General features: G+C 73.6%; 19 protein-coding genes. 9 read left to right on the top strand and 10 right to left on the bottom strand.

The features are described from left to right. Window positions 1-4: 4 nt before the first annotated feature. From E1O70_RS01375 to E1O70_RS01365, 3 genes are all read right to left on the bottom strand, one after another. Entirely contained in the window at window positions 5-649 is a 645-nt protein-coding gene (locus tag E1O70_RS01375; RefSeq protein ID WP_061268954.1) for a lysophospholipid acyltransferase family protein, read from the bottom strand. 54 nt (window positions 650-703) lie between these two features. After that, on the bottom strand, window positions 704-2,197 hold the full coding sequence (locus tag E1O70_RS01370; RefSeq protein ID WP_082774749.1) for an amino acid permease: 1,494 nt from the start codon (window positions 2,195-2,197) through the stop codon (window positions 704-706). Between the two features lie 143 nt (window positions 2,198-2,340). Beyond that, window positions 2,341-3,975, bottom strand: coding sequence for a nucleobase:cation symporter-2 family protein (locus E1O70_RS01365; protein ID WP_082774750.1), 1,635 nt, complete (start codon window positions 3,973-3,975; stop codon window positions 2,341-2,343). Between the two features lie 221 nt (window positions 3,976-4,196). Here E1O70_RS01365 and E1O70_RS01360 point away from each other — a divergent pair, with 221 nt between their 5' ends. Further along, entirely contained in the window at window positions 4,197-4,691 is a 495-nt protein-coding gene (locus E1O70_RS01360) for a GNAT family N-acetyltransferase (RefSeq protein WP_061268955.1), read from the top strand. Between the two features lie 51 nt (window positions 4,692-4,742). On the opposite strand, the gene E1O70_RS01355 is transcribed toward E1O70_RS01360, so the two are convergent. Beyond that, complete coding sequence (locus tag E1O70_RS01355; protein WP_061268956.1) at window positions 4,743-6,119, bottom strand: 8-oxoguanine deaminase; 1,377 nt, start codon at window positions 6,117-6,119, stop codon at window positions 4,743-4,745. Between the two features lie 141 nt (window positions 6,120-6,260). Here E1O70_RS01355 and E1O70_RS01350 point away from each other — a divergent pair, with 141 nt between their 5' ends. After that, a complete protein-coding gene (locus tag E1O70_RS01350; RefSeq protein WP_061268957.1) occupies window positions 6,261-7,583 on the top strand; it encodes a cation:proton antiporter in 1,323 nt (440 codons plus the stop codon). A 60-nt stretch (window positions 7,584-7,643) separates the two neighbouring features. On the opposite strand, the gene E1O70_RS01345 is transcribed toward E1O70_RS01350, so the two are convergent. Further along, a complete protein-coding gene (locus E1O70_RS01345; protein WP_061268958.1) occupies window positions 7,644-8,951 on the bottom strand; it encodes a glycoside hydrolase family 16 protein in 1,308 nt (435 codons plus the stop codon). A 225-nt stretch (window positions 8,952-9,176) separates the two neighbouring features. Further along, complete coding sequence (locus E1O70_RS01340; protein ID WP_061268959.1) at window positions 9,177-9,746, bottom strand: TetR/AcrR family transcriptional regulator; 570 nt, start codon at window positions 9,744-9,746, stop codon at window positions 9,177-9,179. Window positions 9,747-9,856: 110 nt separating this feature from the next. On the opposite strand from E1O70_RS01340, the gene E1O70_RS01335 reads away from it, so the two are divergent. Continuing rightward, window positions 9,857-10,699, top strand: a complete 843-nt coding sequence (locus tag E1O70_RS01335; protein ID WP_061268960.1) for an alpha/beta fold hydrolase — start codon at window positions 9,857-9,859, stop codon at window positions 10,697-10,699. Between the two features lie 75 nt (window positions 10,700-10,774). On the opposite strand, the gene E1O70_RS01330 is transcribed toward E1O70_RS01335, so the two are convergent. The 3 genes from E1O70_RS01330 to E1O70_RS01320 all read right to left on the bottom strand — a co-directional run bounded on the left by E1O70_RS01330 (window position 10,775) and on the right by E1O70_RS01320 (window position 15,666). Next, on the bottom strand, window positions 10,775-12,046 hold the full coding sequence (locus E1O70_RS01330) for an NYN domain-containing protein (RefSeq protein ID WP_061268961.1): 1,272 nt from the start codon (window positions 12,044-12,046) through the stop codon (window positions 10,775-10,777). Window positions 12,047-12,154: 108 nt separating this feature from the next. Next, a complete protein-coding gene (locus E1O70_RS01325; protein ID WP_043654445.1) occupies window positions 12,155-13,441 on the bottom strand; it encodes an MFS transporter in 1,287 nt (428 codons plus the stop codon). Continuing rightward, window positions 13,438-15,666 carry a glycoside hydrolase family 3 protein gene (locus E1O70_RS01320; protein ID WP_051028128.1) on the bottom strand — a complete coding sequence of 743 codons (2,229 nt, stop codon included), beginning with the start codon at window positions 15,664-15,666 and terminating at the stop codon, window positions 13,438-13,440. Before E1O70_RS01320 ends, E1O70_RS01325 begins: the two co-directional genes overlap by 4 nt. A 198-nt stretch (window positions 15,667-15,864) precedes the next feature. On the opposite strand from E1O70_RS01320, the gene E1O70_RS01315 reads away from it, so the two are divergent. From E1O70_RS01315 to E1O70_RS01300, 4 genes are read left to right on the top strand one after another with little or no spacing between them, the layout of a single operon-like run. Continuing rightward, window positions 15,865-16,488 carry a TetR/AcrR family transcriptional regulator gene (locus tag E1O70_RS01315; protein ID WP_021482984.1) on the top strand — a complete coding sequence of 208 codons (624 nt, stop codon included), beginning with the start codon at window positions 15,865-15,867 and terminating at the stop codon, window positions 16,486-16,488. Between the two features lie 45 nt (window positions 16,489-16,533). Next, on the top strand, window positions 16,534-17,844 hold the full coding sequence (locus E1O70_RS01310) for an MFS transporter (protein ID WP_082774751.1): 1,311 nt from the start codon (window positions 16,534-16,536) through the stop codon (window positions 17,842-17,844). Next, window positions 17,841-18,428 (top strand): sugar O-acetyltransferase, encoded by a 588-nt coding sequence (locus E1O70_RS01305; protein WP_061268962.1) that lies wholly within the window; start codon window positions 17,841-17,843, stop codon window positions 18,426-18,428. Before E1O70_RS01310 ends, E1O70_RS01305 begins: the two co-directional genes overlap by 4 nt. A 3-nt stretch (window positions 18,429-18,431) precedes the next feature. Next, window positions 18,432-19,034 carry a TetR/AcrR family transcriptional regulator gene (locus E1O70_RS01300; RefSeq protein ID WP_061268963.1) on the top strand — a complete coding sequence of 201 codons (603 nt, stop codon included), beginning with the start codon at window positions 18,432-18,434 and terminating at the stop codon, window positions 19,032-19,034. On the opposite strand, the gene E1O70_RS01295 is transcribed toward E1O70_RS01300, so the two are convergent. Beyond that, a complete protein-coding gene (locus E1O70_RS01295; protein WP_061268964.1) occupies window positions 18,994-19,575 on the bottom strand; it encodes a GNAT family N-acetyltransferase in 582 nt (193 codons plus the stop codon). The genes E1O70_RS01300 and E1O70_RS01295 overlap by 41 nt on opposite strands. 169 nt (window positions 19,576-19,744) lie before the next feature. On the opposite strand from E1O70_RS01295, the gene E1O70_RS01290 reads away from it, so the two are divergent. Both E1O70_RS01290 and E1O70_RS20265 read left to right on the top strand, forming a co-directional pair. Then, entirely contained in the window at window positions 19,745-22,042 is a 2,298-nt protein-coding gene (locus tag E1O70_RS01290; RefSeq protein ID WP_043654433.1) for a carbon starvation CstA family protein, read from the top strand. Beyond that, window positions 22,039-22,305: a YbdD/YjiX family protein gene (locus E1O70_RS20265; protein WP_308821110.1), complete on the top strand. Its 267-nt coding sequence runs from the start codon at window positions 22,039-22,041 to the stop codon at window positions 22,303-22,305. Before E1O70_RS01290 ends, E1O70_RS20265 begins: the two co-directional genes overlap by 4 nt. The last annotated feature ends 14 nt before the right edge of the window (window positions 22,306-22,319 follow it).

Genomic DNA, 22,319 nt, shown 5'->3' with positions numbered 1-22,319 from the left:
GCCGTCAGGCCGCGAGGTCCTGGCCGCTCATGCGGTGGATCGACGCCATGACCTCGTCCGTGAGCTCGCGGCGCGCCTGCGCCGGCTTGGTCCCGGCCGTGATCTGGCGCTGCGGGTCGATGGGCTTGCCGAAGTGCACCTCGACGCGGTGCAGGCGCGGGATCCGCTTGCCGACCGGCTGGACCTTGTCCGTGCCGCGCACGGCGACGGGGACGACGGGCGCGTGCCCGGCGAGCGCGAGCCACGCGACGCCCGTGCGGCCCGGGTGCAGCTTGCCGTCGCGCGAGCGCGTGCCCTCGGGGTAGATCCCGAACGCGCCGCCGCGCTGGAGCACCTCGAGCGCGTCCTCGAGCGAGCGCTGCCCGGCGCGCGGGTCGTCGCGCTGGACGGGGATCATGCCGATCGTCGTGAAGAACCACCGCGACAGGCGGCCCTTGATCCCGCGGCCCGTGAAGTACTCGGCCTTGGCGAGGAACGTCACGTGCCGCGGCGCGACGATCGGGATGAGCAGCGAGTCGATGAACGACAGGTGGTTGCTCGCGAGGATCACCGCACCGTGGCGCGGGATGTTGTTGCGACCTGTCACCTGGGGCCGCAGCAGCACGTAGGCGAGCAGCGACAGGATGAGCCTCAGGACGCGATAGGTCATCCGTTCATTGTGCACCGTCCGGGGCGCACGTCCGTGCACGCCGTGGGCGACGGCTCACCCGTCGGCGCGCGCCCCCGCCGCCGCACCGCGCCGCGCCCGGCCCCGCCGGGTGACGAGGTACACCGCGAGGATCACGACCACGAGCCCCGCGGTGGACACGAGCTGGGCGCGCGCGGCGGCGTCGGTCAGCATGAGGACGGCGAGCGCCGCGAGACCCACGAGCACCGCCCACGTGAGCCACGGGAAGCCCCACATACGCAGGGTCATCGGCTCGCCCGACGCGCGGGCCTGCGCCTCGATCCGCCGACGGAGCCGCAGCTGCGAGACGGCGACGAGGACCCACACGACGAGCAGCGCGGCGCCCACGGCGTTGAGCAGGATGCCCAGCAGCGCCTCCGGCAGGAGCCAGTTCAGCCCGACCGCGACGAGCGCGAAGAACACGGAGACCAGCACCGACACCCAGGGGACGTCGCGCCGCGACACGCGCCGCAGCGCGCGCGGGCCGTCGCCGCGCCCGGCCAGCGAGTAGGCCATGCGCGACGTGCCGTACACGTTCGCGTTGAACGCCGAGAGCAGCGCGACCACGACGACGACCTCCATGACGCGCGCCGCGCCCGGCAGCCCGGCGAGGTCGAGCACCGCGACGAACGGGCTCTCGGCGAGCAGCGGCGAGTCCCACGGGAGCACGAGCACCATGATCGCGACCGAGCCCAGGTAGAACACGAGGATCCGCCACACGATGCTGCGCGTCGCGCGCGCGACGGCGGTGCGCGGCTCGCGCGCCTCGGCCGCGGCGATCGTGACGATCTCGATGCCGCCGAACGCGAAGACGACGACGAGCAGCCCCGCCGCGATGCCGCCCCACCCCTCCGGGGCGAAGCCGCCCTGGCCGAGCAGGTTCGACGTGCCGACGGGCTCCGTCCCGGGCAGCAGGCCGAGCACGAGCAGCACGCCGACGACGAGGAACCCGACGATCGCCGCGACCTTGACGAACGCGAACCAGAACTCGAGCTCGCCGAACTGCCGCACGCCCCACAGGTTGATCACCGCGAACACGACGACCACGGCGAGCGCGACGCCCCACTGCGGCACGTCGGGGTACCAGCCGGTGACGATGCGCGCGGCCCCGGTGATCTCGGCGCCGAGCACCATGACGAGCATGAACCAGTACAGCCAGCCGAGCAGGAACCCGGCCCACGGCCCGAGCGCCTCCTCCGCGTAGACGGAGAACGACCCGCTCGCGGGGCGCGCGCTCGCCATCTCGGCGAGCATCCGCATGACGAGGATGACGACGACGCCCGCGATCGCGTACGACACGAGCACGGCCGGGCCGGCGGTGGCGATCCCGACGCCGGAGCCGAGGAACAGCCCGGCGCCGATCGCGGAGCCGAGGCCCATCATCGTCAGGTGCCGCGTGCGCAGCCCGCTGCCCAGGTGGTCGGCGCTCGGGTCCGCGCCGCTGTCGACGGTCGCGTCGCCGGTCGGCCCGGTCGTGGACGGTGCCCCGCTCGCGGACGGTGCCGGGCGTTCGGGCGTGGGGGTGCTCATGGTGCGGTCCTGCGGTCGGGGTCGGGACGCCGTGCTCGACGCCGACCCACGACGCTACACGGCCCGGGCGCGACGACGCCCCGCACCCGGCGTGAGGGACGCGTGGAGTGCGGGGCGGCGTCGGGCACGACGCTGTGCCGTCGCTACGGGGTCGCGGTCCGCGGGAGCGGGGCGACGGCGTGCTGGCGCGGCGCGGCGGTGCCGTCGCCCGGTGCGGCCGGGTCGTCGGCGCGGTCGCCCGCTCCGGCGGTCGTACCGACCTGCCGTCCGTCGCCGTCCGACGCCGGGGCGTCGGGTGCCGGCGCCGCGGCGTCGACGGCGACCGGCCGGCGCGTCGAGCCGTTGAGGACGCCGTCGTCCTGGAGGTCCTCCAGGTCCTCGTCGTCCACGGCGTTCGCACCGTGCTCCGCCCCGGCGGCGAACACCGACGGGTCGGGCGGCGTGCCGAACTTCAGGTGGTTGAAGAGCAGGTTGAGCAGGATCGCCATGACCGCGGCCGAGCTGATGCCCGAGTGGAAGATGATCCCGAACCACGTGGGGAACTGGTCGTAGAAGTCGGGCTTGGCGATGGGGATCATGCCGAACGAGATCGACGCCGCCACGATGATGAGGTTCATCGGGCGCGAGTAGTCGACCTTGGCGAGCGTGCGGATGCCCGACGCCGCGACCGAGCCGAACAGGACGACGCCCGCACCGCCGAGGACCGGCGTCGGCACCGCGGCGACGACGCGGCCAAGGACCGGCAGCAGGCCGAGGATCACGAGGATCGCGCCTCCCGCCCCCACGACGAACCGCGACTTCACGCCCGTGATGGCCACGAGGCCGACGTTCTGCGCGAACGCCGACTGCGTGAAGGACCCGAAGAACGGCGACACGATGGACGACGCCATGTCGGCCCGGAGGCCGTCCGCGATGCGCTTGCGGTTCACCTTGGTGCCGACGATCTCGCCGACGGCGATGATGTCGGCCGTCGTCTCGGTGAGGGTCACGAGGATGACGATGAGCATGGAGATGATCGCGGCGATCTCGAACGTCGGCGCCCCGAAGCCGAGGAACGACGGGAACGCGGCGACGGGACCGTCGCCGACGCCGGAGAAGTCGGCCTTGCCGAGCGCGAGGGCGATGAGCGTCCCGACGACGATCGCGATGAGGATCGACAGGCGCGAGATCGTGCCGCTGCCGACCTTGGACAGCAGGATGACGATCGCGAACGTCAGCGCGGCGAGGCCGATGTTGCTCACCGAGCCGTAGTCGGGCGCGCTCGCGTTGCCGCCCATCGCCCAGTTGGCCGCGACGGGCATGAGCGTGAGCCCGATCGTCGTGATGACGACGCCCGTCACCACCGGCGGGAAGAACCGGATGATCTGCGCGAAGAACGGGGTGATGAGCAGGCCGATCACGGAGGCGACGAGCACCGCGCCCAGGACGCCCGGGATCCCTCCCCCGCCGTTGACGATCGCGACCATCGTGGACACGCCCGCGAAGGACACGCCCTGGACCAGCGGCAGCTGGGACCCGAAGAAGGGGATGCCCACCGTCTGCAGGATCGTCGCGAGGCCGCCGATGAAGAGGGACGCCGCGACGAGCATCCCGATCTCGGCGCCGGTCAGGCCCGCGGCGCTCCCCACGATGAGCGGGGGGGCGATGATGCCGCCGTACATCGTGAGCACGTGCTGGAACCCGTACCCGAACGTCGACCCGATGGGCAGCCGCTCGTCCTCGGGGCGTACCGGGCGCCGTTCGGCGCCGTCCGTGGCCCTCGTGGCTCGCGCATTCATAGCGGACCTCCTCGTCAGCTATCGTTCCGCTTGGCGGAAAACAACTTCCACTATTCGAACGCCTCGTGTGACCTGTGTCAAGTCCCTGCCGCAACTCGTGCGTGGCCAGCGGGGACGGTCGCGACCGCCCGACGTTGCCCGTCCGCCGCCGCCCGTGACGTCGCCCGTGCGACGCGGCAAAGCGCTGGCACCGCGCCGCGCGTCCTCCCTACGCTCCACCGGTGACCACGACCCTGCGGCCCTACCGCCCCGCCGACCTCGACGCGGTCGTCGCGCTGTCGCTGCGCGCGTGGGAGAGCGCGTTCGCCTCCTGGCGCGAGATTCTCGGGGAGCGCCTCTACGACCTCGCCTACCCCGACTGGCGCCGCAGCCAGGCGGCGGAGGTGCGGGGCGCGTGCGAGAAGCACCCCGCGACGACGGTCGTCGCGGAGCGCGACGGCCGGGTCGTCGGGTTCGCCACCACGGTGCTCGGCGAGCCCGCGCCGGAGGGCGCGCGCACCGCCGACCTGGAGATCATCGCCGTCGACCCCGACGTGCAGGGCGACGGCATCGGCCGCCGGCTCGTGGACGCTGCCCTCGCGCTCATGCGCGACGCCGGATGCGCCTACGCCAACGTCTGGACCGGCGGCGACCCGGGCCACGGGGCAGCGCGCGCCCTGTACGAGTCGAGCGGCTTCACCGCGCTGCCCGTCGTCCACTACTACCGCGAGCTCTGAGCCGGCGGGGGCGCCCGGGCGTCGGCCCGGCCCGTCCCCGCCGGCCGCGGCTCACCCCGCGACGAGGCGCCGGGCCGCCGCCGAGTGCTCGGCCGCGAGGGCGCCGAGGTCGAGCCCGGGGATCGCGCCGTCGACGACGCGCCACGCGCCGCCCACCATGACGCGGTCCGCGCGGTCGGCGCCGCACAGCAGGAGCGCGGCGACCGGGTCGTGCGCGCCGGAGAAGCGCAGCTCGTCGAGCCGCCACAGCGCGAGGTCGGCCTGCTTGCCGACCGCGAGCACGCCGACGTCGTCCCGCCCCAGCACGCGCGCCGACCCGCGCGTGCCCCAGCCGAGCGCGCGGGTCACGGGGATGTCCGCGCCGTACCGGAGGCGCTGGAGGTAGAGCGCCTGGCGCGCCTCGAGGATCATCGTCGAGGCGTCGTTCGACGCCGAGCCGTCGACCCCGAGCCCGACGGGCGCGCCCGCGTCCTCCAGCTCCACGGCCCGGGCGATGCCCGACGCGAGGCGCATGTTCGACGTCGGGCAGTGCGCGACGCCGGTCCCCGCCGCCCCGAGGCGGCGCACCTCGTCGTCGTCGAGGTGGATGCCGTGGCCGAGCCAGGCGCGGTCCGTGAGCCAGCCGACGGACTCCAGGTAGTCGACCGTGCGCATCCCGAAGCGCTCGCGGCAGAAGTCCTCCTCGTCGATCGTCTCGGCGAGGTGCGTGTGCAGGCGGACGTCGAGCTCCTCCGCGAGCGCCGCGCTCTCGCGCATCGCGTCGGTCGTCACCGAGAACGGCGAGCAGGGCGCGAACGCGATCTGCACCTGCGCCCCGGCACCCCGCTCGTGGTACGTGTCCACGAGCCGCCGCGAGTCCGCGAGGATCGTGTCGAGGTCCTGGACGACCGACTGCGGCGGCAGGCCGCCGTCGTCCTGGCCGAGCGTCATGGAGCCGCGCGTGAGGGTCGCGCGCATCCCGAGCCGTCGGACGGCGGCGACCTGGAGGTCGATCGCGTCGTCGAGACCGGCGGGGAAGACGTAGTGGTGGTCGGCCGCCGTCGTGCAGCCGGAGAGCAGGAGCTCGGCGAGGGCGACGGTCGTCGCGAGCTCGTGGTCGCGCGGCGTGAGGCGCGCCCAGACCGGGTAGAGGCGCTGCAGCCAGGGGAAGAGCGGGGCGTCGGCGACCGGCCCCCAGGCCCGCGTGAGCGTCTGATAGAAGTGGTGGTGCGTGTTGATCAGGCCCGGCGTGAGCACGTGCTGCGACGCGTCGAACGTCTCGTCGACGGGAGCGGACGGCTGCGCGCCGGCCGCGACGAGCTCGACGATCACCCCGCCCTCGACGACGAGGCCGCCGCGCGCGTCCGGGGCGTCCGGGGAGTCGTCGGCGGTGAACACGCCGAGCGGGTCGCGGACCCACGTCCTGGTCGCTGCGTCGGTGCTGGTCATGGTGCCTCCTGGTGGCTCGTCGCTCACCGGGGCGCGGCTCCGGCGCCACGGTGCGCCGGCTCAGTGGTCCTGTCTGCCGATCCAGGTGCCGCGCGTCACGCGGCCCGGCCGACGCTAGGCCGGGCCGCGACCGCCGTCAAGATGCGCCCGCCGCTTCCCGCGCGCGACCTCGGCCGCTGCGCCATCCTGGTGCTCGCCGCCGCCGACCACCGGGAGCCGTCCGTGAACGTCTACGCCCCGCTCGTGCCGGTGTTCGTCGTCGCCCTGCTGGCGCCGCTGCTCACGGGCCTCATGCCCGTGCAGTCGCGCGTCCCGCAGGTCGTCGTGCTGCTGCTGGGCGGCATCCTCGTCGGGCCGTCCGCGCTCGACCTCGCCACGCCCGACGACGTCACGCTCCTCTCGGACCTCGGCATGGGCTTCCTCTTCCTGCTGGCCGGGTACGAGCTCGAGCCGAGCCTCCTGCGCGAGCGCGTCGGACGGCGGGCCGGAGCGGCGTGGCTGACGTCGCTCGTCGTCGGCGCCGTGCTCGTCCTCGCGATCGTCGGTCACGACTCGCCGCACGCCGTCGCGGCGGGGGCGATCGCGCTGACAACGACGGCGCTCGGCGTGGTGCTCCCCATCCTGCGCGACGGCGGTCAGCTCGGCTCGCGGCTGGGCCGGGCGGTGCTCGTGGTCGGCGCGGTGGGCGAGCTCGGACCGATCGTCGCCATGGCCGTGCTGCTCGGGACGCGCGAGAGCGGGGTCGCGGCGATCCTGCTCGTCCTGTTCGCGGTCGTCGCGGTCGCGCTGTCCGCGCTACCCGGCCGGCTGGGGCGCCTCAAGGCCCTCGGCGGCGACCGCCTCTTCAGCGCGGCGGAGCACGGGACCGGCCAGAGCACGCTGCGCCTCACGGTGCTGCTGCTCGTCGTGCTGCTCGCGCTCGCCGCGGGGCTCGGGTTCGACGCGGTGCTGGGCGCGTTCGTCGGCGGCATGGTGCTGCGGCGCTGGGCGCCCGGCGACGTCGAGGCGCTGGAGAAGAAGCTCGACGCGGTCGCGTGGGGCGTGTTCGTGCCGGTGTTCTTCGTGAGCTCCGGCATGGGCCTGGACATCGACTCCATCGTCGCGTCCCCGCTGCTGCCGCTGACGTTCTTCGCGCTCATGGTGGTCGTGCGGGGCGGCCCGGTGCTCCTGTGGTTCCGGCGCGAGCTGCCGTCGGTCGAGCGCGTCCAGACCGCGCTCTACGCGGCGACCGCGCTGCCGCTGCTCGTCGCGCTCACGGAGATCGCCGTCGAGCAGGGCGCCATGACGTCGCAGGTCGGGGCGGCGCTCGTCGGCGCGGGCGTGCTGTCGGTGATCGTGCTGCCGATGGTCGCGAGCCGGCTCGGCCCGCGCGAGCCGGGCGGCCGCCCATCCGGACCGGGCGAGCAGGGCGAGCCGGGCCCGCGCGTCGACCCGCCCGACGACGCGGCGACCGCGCGCGGGTGACGCACCCCGGGGTGCCCCTCCCGCGCGGCCGGTCGCCGCGGTCGCCGGATCAGCCGGCCGTCACACCGTCCACTGCTGCGCGGTCGTGCCGTTGCAGGTCCAGGTCTGCAGCCGCTGGCCGTCGTGCAGGGGCGCGCCGCCCGTGACGTCGAGGCAGAGCCCGGACTGCGGGTTGCGGAGTGCCTTGCTCCCCGCGTCGTACGCCCACTTCTGCGCACCCGTCCCGTTGCACGTCCACACCTGCACGGCGGCGCCGCGCGTCGTCGCGCCGTCGCGCACGTCGAGGCACTTGCCGAGCGCACGGACGGTCCCGTCGGAGCCGCGCGTCCAGGTCTGCGCGGCGTTGCCGCTGCACGTGACGATCTGCACCTGGTTGCCGTCGGTCGGGTCCGCCCACGGGACGTCGACGCACATGCCGTTCGCGGCGCGCACCGCGCCGGTCCCCGTGGGCAGGCCGGTGCCGGGGTTCCCCGGGTTCGACGAGCCCGAGCCGTTGTCGTAGACGCGCACGTAGTCGACCTTCATCTGCTGCGGGAGCTGGGTCGTGCCGTCGGGGTAGCCGGGCCACTGCCCGCCGACCGCGACGTTGAGGATGAGGAAGAACGGCTGGTCGAACACCCAGGCGTTCGCGCCGACGCTCGCGCGCGTGACGCGGTGGAACTGCTGGCCGTCGACGAACCACGTGATCTCCCCCGGCTTCCAGTCGACCGCGAACGTGTGGAACGTGTCCGCGAAAGACCAGCCCTGCGGGTGCTGGTACATGCCCGTGATGCCGGAGCCGCCGGAGTACCCCGGGCCGTGCACCGTGCCGTGCACGCGGTGCGGCTCGAACCCGACGTTCTCCATGATGTCGATCTCGCCCGACGACGGCCACGGCGTCCCGGGGAAGCTCCCGCCGAGCATCCAGAACGCCGGCCAGATCCCCTGGCCGCGCGGGATCTGGATGCGCGCCTCGATGCGCCCGTACTGCGGCTGGTACTTGCCCTGGGTCGTCATGCGGGCCGACGTGTACGACCCGTCGCCCTCGCGACGCGCGGTGATGACGAGGTTGCCCTGGCCGTCGAGCGCGGAGTTGGCGCGCGAGGCCGTGTAGTTCTGCAGCTCGGCGTTGCCCCACCCGTGCGCACCGGTCTCGTGGTTCCAGACGGCGGGGTTCGGCGCCGAGCCCGCCGCGCCGTCGAACTCGTCGGACCACAGGAGGTCACCGGGCGCGGCGGCGGCCGACGTCGCGGGCACGGTGACGGTGAGCGCCGCGGCGGCAGCCGTGAGCGCGGCGACGAGCGCGCCCGCGAGGCGCCGCCGGGCGCGGGGTCGGGGCCCGGCCGGGGTGCGGGGCGGTGTCAGGGAGCGGTGACGTGCGAGGTCCATCGTTCCTCCTGGTCCGGCGGCGGTGCCGCCTGCGTCTCGCCACGGTGCGCGACGTGCTCTCGGCGCGACTCTGCACCGGGGCGGGGGCCGTTCCTCGGCCCTCCGTCGCGAACCTACGGCGGCGGGATCATGCCGAGCAAGCGCTCTCTCGGCGTGTCGTGGGATCGCTCCCATATTCTCGACCCCTCCCGGTGCCCGGAGCCCGGGCCCGACCACCCAGGCACGTCAGGCCGTCGCGGGGACCGCCGCGTCGAGGATCGCCTCGGCCGCCCGGCGCGCCTGGCGCGCGACGTCGAGGTCCTGCGTGATGGCCGCCGTCGTCTGCGCGCCCTCGGCGAGCAGCACGACCTGGAGCGCGACGTCGTCGGGCAGGCCCGCCTCGCGCACGACGTCGCGCGCGTACCGCTGGAACGACTCCTTGTGCTCGCGCACCGCGGCGGCGACCCCGGGCGACGTCGCGCCGAGCTCGCCGAACGAGTTGATGAACGCGCACCCGCGGAAGCCGTCCTCGCGGAACCACGCGTCGAGGAAGTCGAACACCGCGAGGAGGCGGTCGCGGGGCGTGGCCGCTCCCGCGGCGGCCTGCGCGATCCCCTCGTCCCACCGGCGCGTGCGCTGGCGCAGCACGGCCACGACGAGGTCGTCCTTGGACGGGAAGAGCGAGTAGATGCGCTTGAGCGACACCCCGGCCTCGGCGCGGACGGCGTCCATCCCGACGGACTGCACGCCCTGGGCGTAGAACAGCCGGTCGGCCGCGGCCACCACGGCCGCACGGGCGCTCGTGTCGTCGAGCATCGCTCATCTCCTGTTCACGTCGTACCGCTTGCGCGGAGAACCATCGTTCTCTAGTGTAGCGACTCACGGGAGAACGACCGTTCTCCCGACGCCGCGAAGGGAGCACGACCATGGGGTACATCACCGTCGGGCAGGAGAACTCCACCGACATCGAGCTCTACTACGAGGACCAGGGCACCGGCCAGCCGGTCGTCCTCATCCACGGCTACCCGCTCGACGGCCACAGCTGGGAGCTGCAGAAGCGCGAGCTGCTCGACGCCGGCCACCGCGTCATCACCTACGACCGCCGCGGGTTCGGCGCGTCGAGCAAGGTCGGCAGCGGCTACGACTACGACACGTTCGCAGCCGACCTCGACACCGTCCTCGAGACGCTCGACCTGCGCGACGTGATCCTCGTCGGCTTCTCTATGGGCACCGGCGAGCTCGCCCGCTACGTGAAGAACCACGGGCACGAGCGCGTCGCCAAGCTCGCGTTCCTCGCCTCGCTCGAGCCCTTCCTCGTCCAGCGCGACGACAACCCGGAGGGCGTCCCGCAGTCCGTGTTCGACGGCATCGTCGAGGCCGCGCGCTCCGACCGCTACGCCTGGTACACGCAGTTCTACAAGGACTTCTACAACCTCGACGAGAACCTCGGGACCCGCATCAGCGAGGACGCCGTGCACGCGAGCTGGATCACCGCGATCGGGTCCGCGCCCGTCGCCGCGTACGCGGTCGTGCCGACCTGGATCGAGGACTTCCGGGCCGACGTCGAGGCCGTCCGCGCGGCCGGCAAGCCGACGCTGATCCTGCACGGCACGAAGGACAACATCCTGCCGATCGACGCGACCGGGCGCCGCTTCCGCCAGCTCGTGCCGGACGCCGAGTACGTCGAGGTCGAGGGCGCTCCCCACGGCTTGCTCGTCACGCACGCGGCCGAGGTCAACGAGGCGCTGCTCGCCTTCGTCGGTCGCTGACCGCGACGCGGGAGCGGGCGCCGCGACCGGGCCCCGGGGTGGTCCCCGGCGCCCGGCGCCACGGCCGAGTGAGCGTCAGGCGACCGTCACGCGGTAGTCGTCGGCGTCGTCGTCCCAGGCGAGGTCGACGGCGCCGGCGGCCTGCGCCGCCTTGCAGAACTGCAGGAACCCGCGGTAGCCGAGCGCCTTCTCGCTGAAGTCGGGGCGCTTCTTGCGGATCGCGTTCTTCAGCCCGGACAGGACCGTCGAGCCGCCCTCCTCGCGGACCACGTCGCGCACGAGCGCGAACGCCTGGTCCGTGTCGCCCTGCGCGGGCAGCGACACCTCCGGGTCGCCCGTCGCGGGGCCGGGCGCGAGCTCCACGAAGCTCCGGTCGGCGAGGAACCGCAGGAACTCGCCGAAGTTGCGGAACCCGTAGTCCGCCTCGCTGAACGTCGGGTCCTTGCGCAGCAGCGTGCGCTTGAGCACCGACGCGGTGACCGGACCGCTCGTGGACGCCTCGAGGTCGGCCAGCGTCTGCGCGACGCGCACCTCCATCGGGACGTCCTCGCCCGACGGCGCGTCGTCGTCGGCCTCCGGAGTCGTCGCGACGAGCGCGGGCTCGTCGGTCGGCTGCTCGACGGGCGTCGTCTCGCCGTCGACCTCGGCGTTCTCGGTCACGACGGGCTCGCCCCGGCGCGACGAGCGCCCGACGGCCTCGCCCAGCTCCGCGAGCGCCGCCGCGGCCGGGGTCTCGACCTCCGGCTCGGCGATCTCGGTCGCCTTGCGGCGCCCGGACGTGCGACCCCCGGTGCGCTTCGCCTTCGCGCCGCCCGACGGCGCCCCGGCGCGCCCGCCGCGGACCGAGCGGGGCTCCGGCTCGTCGGGGACGTCGACACCCTCGAGCCGGTCGTAGAAGAGGAACTCGTCGCACGCGGGCGGCAGGAGGCGGGACGTCGACTTCTCGACGCCCACGCCGATCACGCGCTTGTTCAGCTCGCGCAGCTTGTGGACGAGCGGGGAGAAGTCGCTGTCCCCCGTGCACATGACGAACGTCGAGATGTAGTCGCGCTCGAACGCCATCTCGATCGCGTCGACGACCATCTTGATGTCGGCGGCGTTCTTGCGGGACGCCCCCATGCGCTGGGGCATCTCGATGAGCTCGACCTGGTGCCGCGTGAGCGAGCGACGGTCCTCGTCGAAGTACGACCAGTCCGCGTACGCCCGCCGCACGACGACGCGCCCGCGCACGGCGAGCGCGTCGGCGATCGGGCCGAAGTCGAACGTCATGCCGCCCAGGTGCTCGCGCGCCCCGAGCGCGAGGTTCTCGTAGTCGATGAAGACGGCCAGGCGCTCCTCGGTGTCCATGTCCGCCAGCCTAGGCGCAGACCACGCCGCCGCGCCCTCGAGCGCCGGCGTCGTGCGTCACGGGCCTGCGCACGTGACGCACGACGCCGGCCGGAAGAGCTCCTCCGTTCAGCGGACGGACCGGATGAGCAGGATGAGGACCGCACCGACGAGGGCCAGCACAGCCGCGACGGGGAACATCGCGTGGTAGCCCAGCGCCGTGATCGCGGCAGCCGCGAGGACCGGTCCGAGGATCTGCCCACCCGTGTTGGCGAGGTTGAGGATGCCCAGGTCCTTCGCGGCCGTCTCCGGATTGGGCAGCACCTCGACGTTGAGCGCCTGGTCGACGGCGTTGAAGGCGCCCATGCCGATGCCGGCGACGAGCCCGTAGACGAGCATCGTCCAGGGCTCGGCGGACACGAACGGCACGAACGCGCCGATCGCGACGAGCACGGCCGCCACGACCACAGGCAGCCGCCGTCGCCGCAGGCGGTCCGAGACCGGGCCCGCCACGGCCGACATCACGAGCGCCGTGATCATGAGGAACAGGGACACCAGCGAGACGTACCGCGAGGTCTCGTCCTCGCCGAGGCGCATGTAGTCCGTGAGGATGTAGAGCTGGTAGCCGGAGATCGCGAACGTCGCGGCGATGATGAGGAACTTCCCGAACAGCGCGAGGTAGTAGTCGCGCGCACCGCGCCGCGGGAACGAGAAGTTGTCCAGCAGCATCCGCTTGTCGAGACGGCGCCGGGCCATGCCCAGGCTCGAGCCCTCGCGCATGAGCAGGGCGGCGACCGGGCCCGAGAGCAGGGTCAGGGCGGCCAGGACCGTGAAACCGCCGGTGAGCGAGCCGAGGAACTGCGCGCCCACGATCTGCCCGCCGTAGAGGCCCGCGGAGTACCCGAGGGCGTAGACGGACGAGATCGTGCCGCGGTGACGCGGGGCGACACGGTCGGAGATCACGGCGATGAGCGGCGCGACGATCGCGTTGAGGAAGAATTGGTAGACGCACCACGCGACGACCAGCAGCCCGACGCTGCGCACCGAGCCCACGACGAGCAGCATCGCCGCGGACGCGACCGACCCGACGACGATCCACGGCGTGCGCCGCCCCCAGCGCGAGCGTGTGAGGTCGGAGAGCGCGCCGAACAGGATGTTCGCGATCGTGGCAACCACCATCGCGCTCGTGGCGAGGAGCGCGACGACCGCCTCCTTGTTCGCCGGAGCGATCTCTGCGACGCGCGCGGGGAGCAGGACGGCGTTGACGCCCAGGTAGGGGCCGAGCCACAGCACCACGCCCAGCGCGAGGGCGACGCCGACGCGCAGCGGCCGGCGCGGCTGCTGACCGTCCTCGACGGTGCCGGACCACTCGCTGACGACCTCGGGCGCGACGGCGCCGGGTCCGGTCGCGGTCACAGCTCGGCCTCCGCCCGTGCCGCGCCCGCGTCGCCCCAGCACGAGGCCGCCTCGAGCACGACCGGCCCCGCCGCGACGACGACCCCTCGGGTGCGCTCGTCCCAGCGCCCGAAGGGCGTGAGGTCGAGCGCCACCGGGACCGTGACGCTCGACCCCGCCGGGACGTCCACCACGGCGAAGCCCAGCAGCTCGCGCTCGCCCGCACGGTCACCGTCGGCCCGCGAGCCGTACACCTGGACGACGTGGCGACCGTCGCGGTCGCCCGTGTTGCGCACGGTCGCGCGCACCTCGGCGTGGCCCGCGGCGCGGTCGACCGTGCCGACGTCGATCCGCGTCACCTCGTACGTCGTGTACGCCAGCCCGTGGCCCAGGGGGAAGAGGGCGTCGACGCCGTCGCGCTGCAGCAGCCGCTGCCCGTACCAGCGGTCGTACGTGATCGCGGTCGCGTCGATGTCGAGGGGCGGCAGGTGGTCCGCGGACGCCGGGATCGGGTAGGGCAGACGCCCGGACGGGTTGTGAGCGCCGAGCAGCACGTCGGCGAGCGCGTTGCCGCCCTCCATGCCGGCGTACCAGCCGAGCAGGACGGCCGGGACGTCGTCGACCCATTCCTCCATGAGAACCGCGCCGGCGCTGACCACGACGACGACGGTGCGCGGGTTGGCCGCCGCGACCGCACGGATGGTCTCGACGTCCTCGGGCCGCAGGTGCAGGTCGCGGCGGTCGCCGCCCGCGGTCCCGCTGCCCACGACGCTCAACCCCTGGCCCATCGCGGCCATGACGGCGTCGCGGTCGGCGCGCTGGGCGTCGTCCACCGGGTCCGGGTAGAGGCGCAGGAGGTCCTCGCGCGTCGCGACGGAGCCGTCGACGAACTCGCCCTCGTCGGCGGCGGTGTACCCGACGACGACGACGGCCGCGTCGGCACCGCGGGCCGCTTCCGCAGCCGCCGGGGCACCCCGCTGCGGGTCCGCCGTGACGATCTCGGCCCCGGGGATCGCGGCGCGCAGGCCCTCGACCGCGGTGACGACGTACGGGGCCCGGACGTCGGACGACCCGTGGTCACCGGTGTTGGCGACATCCGCGAGACGGCCGACGACGGCCAGGCGACGCAGGGCGGCCGGGTCGAGCGGGAGCGCGGGCGCGCCGGACGCCTCGTCGTTCTTGAGGAGCACGACGGCGCGCCGCGCCGCCTCGCGCGCCAGGTCGACGTGCTCGGCGCTCACGACGGTGCCGCGAGGCTCGTCGGCGTCGCGCCCGGCGTGGTGGCGCAGCTGCGTCGCGAGGATGCGCACGCCCGCGCGCTCGACGTCCGCCCAGGTGGCACGGCCGTCCTCGAGGGCATCACGCAGCCATGCACCACGCTGCTGGCGGAACGGCGCCTCGACGTCGAGCCCGGCGGCGAGCGCCTTCGCCCCGTCGCGCATGCCCCAGATGAAGTCCGTGACGACGGTGCCCTCGAAGCCCCAGTCCTCGCGCAGGACCGTGGTGAGGGTGTACGGGTTCTGACCGCCCCACTCGCCGTTCACCGAGTTGTAGGAGCTCATGACGGCCGCTACGCCCGCGTCCGACACCTGCTTGAAGTGCGGGAGGTAGACCTCGTGGAGGGTGGCCTCGTCGACGGTGACGTCGACCGAGAAGCGCGCGTTCTCCATCGAGTTGAGCGCGTAGTGCTTCATGCACGCCATCGCGTGGTGCTGCACGCCGCGCGTGAGCGCAGCCCCGAGCGCGCCGAGCAGCAGGGGCTGGTCGGAGTACGTCTCCTGCGAGCGGCCCCACGCCGGGTGGCGCGGCAGGTTGATGCACACGCCACCGAAGAAGTTGCCGCCCTGCTCGCGGATCTCCGCGCCGATCGCGCGCCCCACTCGCTCCTCGAGCTCGACGTCCCACGTGGCGCCGCGCGCCATGGAGACCGGAAACGCCGTCGAACGGCCGACGACGCACCCGCGTGGTCCGTCGACGAACCGGATCCCCGGGATGCCGAGCCGGTCCACGGCGCCCATCACGTAGGGGAAGACGTTGTAGCCGTCCTCCACGAACGAGCGCATCCCCTTCCAGAACTCGAGGTCGCCGTCGAGGAGCCAGAGCCGCTCGTCGTCGGTGAGCCGGTCGTACAGGCCCGTGGCCTGCGCGACGGGGTCTGCGCCTGCGCGCACCTCGTCGGTCGCGAGGCCGAAGGCCCCGGTGTCGGTCGGGACGGTCGTCGTCCCGGCGGCGTCGTCGCTCGTCATCCTGCACACCTCGTCCGTGAGTCGTGAGTGGTACTGAGTACCTAGTAGGTGTTCAGTAAGATAGGTCGTGGTAGCCGCCCGAGCAAGGGGCCCTTCGTCCCGGGCCGCGCTCCTGCCCGCCGGAGCGGGGACTGGCACGCGCCTGACCAGCCGCGACGCCCCGGCGTAGAGTGGCGAACGACGACCCGACGAGGAGCGATGACCACAGCCCCCTGGAGCGCACGACCCCGCACGCGCATGGCCGCGGCAGACCGCCGCGCACAGATCCTGGCATCCGCGAGCCGGCTCATCGCCGAGCGCGGGTTCTGGGGCCTCACCCTGCGCGACGTGGCGCTCGACTGCGGCATCACCGAGGCCGGGGTCCTGCACCACGCGGGGTCGAAGGACGGCCTGCTGGTCGCGGTGCTCGAGCACCGCGACGCGGTCGACATGGCCGCGCTCGCCGAACGCCTCGCAGTCCCCGTGACCGCCATCGACGACGATCCGCTCCCCGTCGGGCTCCGCGATCTGTGCGCCGCGCTCGTCGCCCGCAACGCCACCCAACCGGAGATCGTGCGCCTGTACACGGTGCTCCAGGGGGAGTCCCTCGACGAGTCGCACCCGGCCTACACCTACTTCCAGCAGCGCGAAGAATGGGTCATGGACCTGTTCTCCCGGGCGGCCCGAACCGACGGCCTCCTGGGGGCGGCCGTCGTCACGACGGCCCGCGAGACGCTCGCCGCCATGGACGGCCTGCAGCTGCGCTGGCTGCGCTCCCCCGCGACCGTGGACCTGGTCACCGAATGGGACGCCTTCGCTGACAGGCTGCTGACCGGGCGCTGACCCGGGATATGTACGACCGTACGCACGATGTGTACGATCGTCCGCATGTCGTCTCCCACCCTCGCGCGCCCGGCGCCGGACGTCCGGCGCGCGCGGGTCGCCGTCGCAGCGCTGTTCCTCACGAACGGCGCGCTGTTCGCGAACCTCGTGCCGCGCTACCCCGAGATCAAGGCCGGGCTCGATCTGGGCAACGCGACGTACGGGCTCGCCGTCGCGGCGTTCCCCGCGGGGGCCATCACCGCCGGGCTCGCCGCCGCGGCGCTCGTCCGCCGGTTCGGGTCGGCGCGCGTCGCCGTCGCCGGCACCGTGCTCACCGCGGCCGGGCTGCTGCTCGCGGGCCTGGCGCCCGCCCTGCCGCTGCTCGTCGTCGCGCTGTTCGCGGCGGGGGCGATGGACGCGTTCACCGACGTCGCGCAGAACGCGCACGGCCTGCGCGTGCAGCGCCGGTACGGCCGCTCCATCATCAACGGCTTCCACGCGCTGTGGTCGGTCGGCGCCGTCGTGGGCGGCGGCATGGCGGCCGCCGCCATCGCGCTCGGCCTGCCCCTCGGCGTCCACCTCGCGATCACGGGCGCGCTCTTCGCGGTGGTCGCGCTCGTCGCGCTGCGCTGGTGCCTGCCCGGGCTCGACGGCGAGGCGCCTGACGCCGTCGCGGCGGAGGCCGCCGCGACCCCCGCCGGTGCCCCGGCAGGCGCGGAACCCGCAGGGGCCGGCGCAACACTCGCGCGCACGTCCCGGGGCCGCACGGCCGCCGTCCTCGCTGCGCTCGTGCTCGTCGCCGTCGCGGGCACCCTCGTCGAGGACGCGGGCAGCACGTGGGCCGCGGTCTACCTGTCCGGGTCGCTCGGCGCCCCCGCGACGCTCGCCGCCGCCGGCTTCGTCGCGCTCGTCGGCGCCCAGTTCGTCGGGCGCCTCGTCGGAGACCGCCTCGTGGACCGCTTCGGCCAGCGCGCCGTCGCCCGGACCGGGGGTGCGCTCGTCGCGCTCGGCACGGGCCTCGCGCTCGCGTTCCCCTCCGTGCCAGGCACGATCGCCGGGTTCGCCGCCGCCGGGTTCGGCGTCGCGACCCTCGTCCCGGCCGCGATGCAGCAGGCGGACGAGCTCCCCGGGCTGCGCGCGGGCACGGGCCTCACGCTCGTCTCGTGGCTCATGCGGCTCGGGTTCCTCCTGTCGCCGCCGATCGTCGGGCTCGTCGCCGACGCCACGAGCCTGCGGACCGGCCTGCTCGTGCTCCCGCTCGCGGGCGTCGTCGTCGTGCTGCTCGCCGGCGTCCTCGCACCGCGCCGCGCCACCACCTCGCCGCACCACCCCGCCCCGCACGGCAGCACCCTCGAGTCCCAGGAGACCAGCGCATGACCACCGACTACTTCGCCGGCGACGACCGCACCAGCTACGAGCGCATGGCCGCGGGCGACCTGTACGTCGCCGACGACCCGGAGATCGCGCGCGGCGTCCAGCGCGGCCTGCGCCTCGTCGACGCCTACCACCGGGCGGTGCTCGACGGCGACGACGACGGCGCCCGCGCGATCCTCACCGACCTGCTCGGCTCGCTCGGCGAGGGCGCGTCGGTGAAGCCCCCGCTCGCGGTGGACTTCGGCAGCAACGTGCACCTCGGCGACCGGACGTTCGTCAACTCCGGGCTCACCGCGCTCGACGTCGCGGCGATCACCATCGGCGACGACTGTCTCCTCGGGCCGAACGTCCAGCTCCTCACCCCCACGCACCCCGTCGACCCCCAGCCGCGGCGCGACAAGCTCGAGGCCGCCGAGCCCATCACGCTCGGCGACAACGTGTGGCTCGGCGGCGGCGTCATCGTGTGCCCGGGCGTGACGATCGGCGACAACACCGTCGTGGGCGCGGGGTCCGTCGTCACGCGCGACCTGCCCGCGAACGTCGTGGCCGTCGGCAACCCGGCGCGCGTGATCCGCGAGAACATCTGACCCGTGACCGAGACCCCCACGCCTCCCGGCCCGACGGGCCGCGCGCGCCGCCACGACCCGGAGCGCCGCGACCGCATCATCGACGCGTGCCTCGACGTGATCGCGGAGCACGGGGTCGAAGGGACCTCGCACCGGCGCGTCGCGGCGGCGGCCGACGTCCCGCTCGGCTCCATGACGTACCACTTCGCCGGGATGGACGACCTGCTGCGCGAGGCGTTCGGCCGGTTCACGCGCGAGGCCGCCGCGCAGTTCGAGCGCCGCATGGGCGACGCGCGCACGCCCGAGGAGGCCGTCCAGGCCGTCACGACGCTCATCACGCACGACGTCTTCGCGACGCAGCGCGACCTCGTGCTCTCGCACGAGCTCTACACGCTCGCGGCGCGGGACCCGGCCTACCGGACGCTCACCAACGACTGGATGCGTCGCAGCCGCGCCGCGCTGGGCCGCCACTTCGACCCCGCGACGTGCCGCGTGCTCGACGCGTTCATCGAAGGCATGACGATCCACCGCGCGCTCGACACCGAGCCGCACGACGACGTCGACGTCCTCGGTGCGGTCCGCCGCCTCACGCGGGTCGGGCCGCCCGCACCCCCTCCGCCGCGGTGACGTCGAACAGCTCGCACGTCACGCCGTAGTAGGCGTCGGTCCTGCCGCGGGGGGTCATGCCGATCCGTCGGCACACCGCTTGGGACGCCGCGTTGTCGGGGTGCGTCACGGCGACGACCCGGTCGAGGCCCCGCGCGAACGCGTGCGCGAGGACGGCCGAGGCCGCCTCCGACGCGTACCCGCGGCCCCACGCGGCGGGGTGGAAGTGCCACCCGATCTCCGTGTCGCCGGACGGCTGCAGCGGGTCGCCCGTGCCCGACGCCGGGATCGACTTGAGCAGGATGGTCCCCACGGGCGCGCCGTCGGGCAGACCGGCACCGTCGTCCTCGCGCGGGACGACCGCCCAGACGCCGTGCGTGCCGTCGTCGACCTCGGCCCACGCGGCGACGCGCGCGAGCGCCTCGTCCCGGTGCTCCAGGACGCGCGGCGTCGTCCCGACGTACCGCATCACGTCCCAGCGGGAGTAGATGTCGAGGACGGCGTCGGCGTCGTCGGGCTGCCAGGGGCGGAGGGTCAGTCGGGGCGTCGTCAGCGTCTGCACCGCCCCAGGCTACGAGGCGCGCGCAACCTTCTTCCCGCGCCGTTCGTCGCACACCGACCACCGTTCGTCGCACACCTCGACCGCCCGCCGCCGTGACGTGGATCACGGTCCGCCGCGGTTCCTAGCCTTCCGTGGTCGGACCGCAACGACGCGACCCTGGAGAGGCTCGATGACGACAGACACCCGCGCGGCGCGGAACGCCGCGGACGACGACCCGGAGATCGTGCCGGACCCGTCCCTGCCCCCCACCGCGGTGCCCGAGGAGCTTCCCGGGGCACAGACGCGCACCCGCTGGACGCCGCAGAAGATCGCCCTGTGGGCCGCGATCTCCCTGCTCGGCGGCATCGCGTGGGTCATGCTCGCGGTCGTCCGCGGCGAGACCGTGAACGCGATCTGGTTCGTGTTCGCCGCCGTGTGCACGTACCTCATCGGGTACCGCTTCTACTCCAAGGTCATCGAGCGCTACATCACGCGCCCCGACGACCGCCGCGCCACGCCCGCCGAGGCCCGCGAGGACGGCAAGGACTACGTCCCGACCGACCGGCACGTGCTGTTCGGCCACCACTTCGCCGCGATCGCCGGCGCGGGCCCGCTCGTCGGCCCGGTGCTCGCCGCCCAGATGGGCTACCTGCCCGGCACGATCTGGATCATCGTCGGCGTCGTGCTCGCCGGCGCGGTGCAGGACTACCTCGTCCTGTTCTTCTCCATGCGCCGCGGCGGGCGGACCATCGGCCAGATGGCGCGTCAGGAGCTCGGCCGCGTGGGCGGCACCGCCGCGATCGTCGCGTCGCTGCTCATCATGATCATCATCGTCGCGATCCTCGCGCTCGTCGTCGTCAACGCGCTCGGCGAGAGCCCGTGGGGCGTGTTCTCCGTGTCGATGACGATCCCCATCGCGCTGTTCATGGGCGTGTACCTGCGGTACATCCGGCCCGGGAAGATCACCGAGGTCTCGGTCATCGGCTTCGTGCTGCTGCTCGCCGCGATCGTCGGCGGCGGCTGGATCGCGGACACCGCGTGGGGCGCCGAGCTCTTCCACCTCGACCGCACGACGATCGCGGTCGGCGTCATCGTGTACGGCTTCGTCGCCGCCGTCCTGCCCGTGTGGCTCCTGCTCGCGCCCCGCGACTACCTCTCGACGTTCATGAAGGTCGGCGTCATCGTCGTCCTCGCGGTCGCGGTGATCGTCGTGCGGCCCGAGATCACGGTGCCCGCGATCAGCGAGTTCGCGAGCGGCGAGACGGGCCCGGTCGTGTCCGGGGCGTTGTTCCCGTTCCTCTTCGTCACCATCGCGTGCGGCGCGCTGTCCGGCTTCCACGCGCTCATCGCGTCGGGCACGACGCCGAAGCTCGTCGAGAAGGAGCGCCAGACGCGCTTCATCGGCTACGGCGGCATGCTCATGGAGTCGTTCGTCGCGATCATGGCGCTCGTCGCCGCGATCTCCATCGACCGCGGCATCTACTTCGCGATGAACTCGTCCGCCGCCGCCACGGGCGGCACGGTCGAGGGCGCGGTCGCGTTCGTCAACGGGCTCGGCCTCATGGGCGTCAACCTCACGCCGGACATGCTCACGTCGACCGCGGAGGCCGTCGGGGAGCCGTCGATCGTGTCCCGCACGGGCGGCGCCCCGACGCTCGCGCTCGGCCTCGCGCACATCATGCAGCAGCTCGTGGGCGGCACCGCGATGATGGGCTTCTGGTACCACTTCGCCATCATGTTCGAGGCGCTGTTCATCCTCACCGCCGTCGACGCCGGCACGCGCGTCGCGCGGTTCATGCTCCAGGACACCCTCGGCAACGTGTCGCCGAAGTTCCGCGACGTCACGTGGCGGCCAGGCGTGTGGTTGTGCACCGCGATCATGGTCGCCGGGTGGGGCAGCATCCTCTACCTCGGCGTCACCGACCCGCTCGGCGGGATCAACACGTTCTTCCCGCTGTTCGGCATCGCGAACCAGCTCCTCGCGGCCATCGCGCTCGCCGTCGTGCTGGCGATCGTCGCCAAGCGCGGGCGCAGCTACCAGCGCTGGCTGTGGATCGTCGCGGCGCCGCTCGCGTTCACCGCGGTCATCACCATCTGGGCGTCGATCGAGAAGATCTTCTCCCCCGTCCCCGCGGTCGGGTACTGGGCCAACCACAACGCGTTCAAGGACGCGCTCGCCGCCGGCGAGACGTCGTTCGGCACCGCCGGCTCGGTCGAGGCGATGGAGGCGGTCGTCCGCAACACGTTCGTCCAGGGCACGCTCTCGATCGTGTTCGTCGTCCTCGCGATCGTCGTCATCGTCGCGTCGGTCCTCGTGACCGCGAAGGCGCTGCGCGACGGCGGCGGCGCCAACCACGAGGACCCGCCCGTCGCGTCGCGCCGGTTCGCCCCGGCCGACCTGTTCGCGACGAAGGCCGAGAAGGCGATCCAGAAGGAGTGGGCGGCGCTGCCGCCCGAGAAGCGCCCTGCCGCGACGGGGCACCGGTGACGGTGCGGCAGGGGACGCAGGGTCCCGCCACGACGGTCCGTGCGACCGTCGTGGCGGGGCTCCGCACCGCGGCGGCCCGCGTGCACGACGGCGCGGCCCACGTCCGCTGGTACGTGCGGCAGGTGATGGGCGACGACGCGTACGCGACCTACGCCGCGCACCAGCGCGCGGTGCACCCGGGTGGCGTCGTCATGACCGAGCGCGAGTTCTGGCGCATGCGGCACGCCGAGCAGGACGCCAACCCGGGGTCGCGCTGCTGCTGACGGCCTAGGCTCGG

The organism is Cellulosimicrobium funkei, from assembly GCF_004519295.1.
GTDB lineage: Bacteria > Actinomycetota > Actinomycetes > Actinomycetales > Cellulomonadaceae > Cellulosimicrobium > Cellulosimicrobium funkei.
The sequence above is the reverse complement of the archived record's forward strand: the minus strand, read 5'-3'. Positions and strand labels throughout refer to the sequence as shown.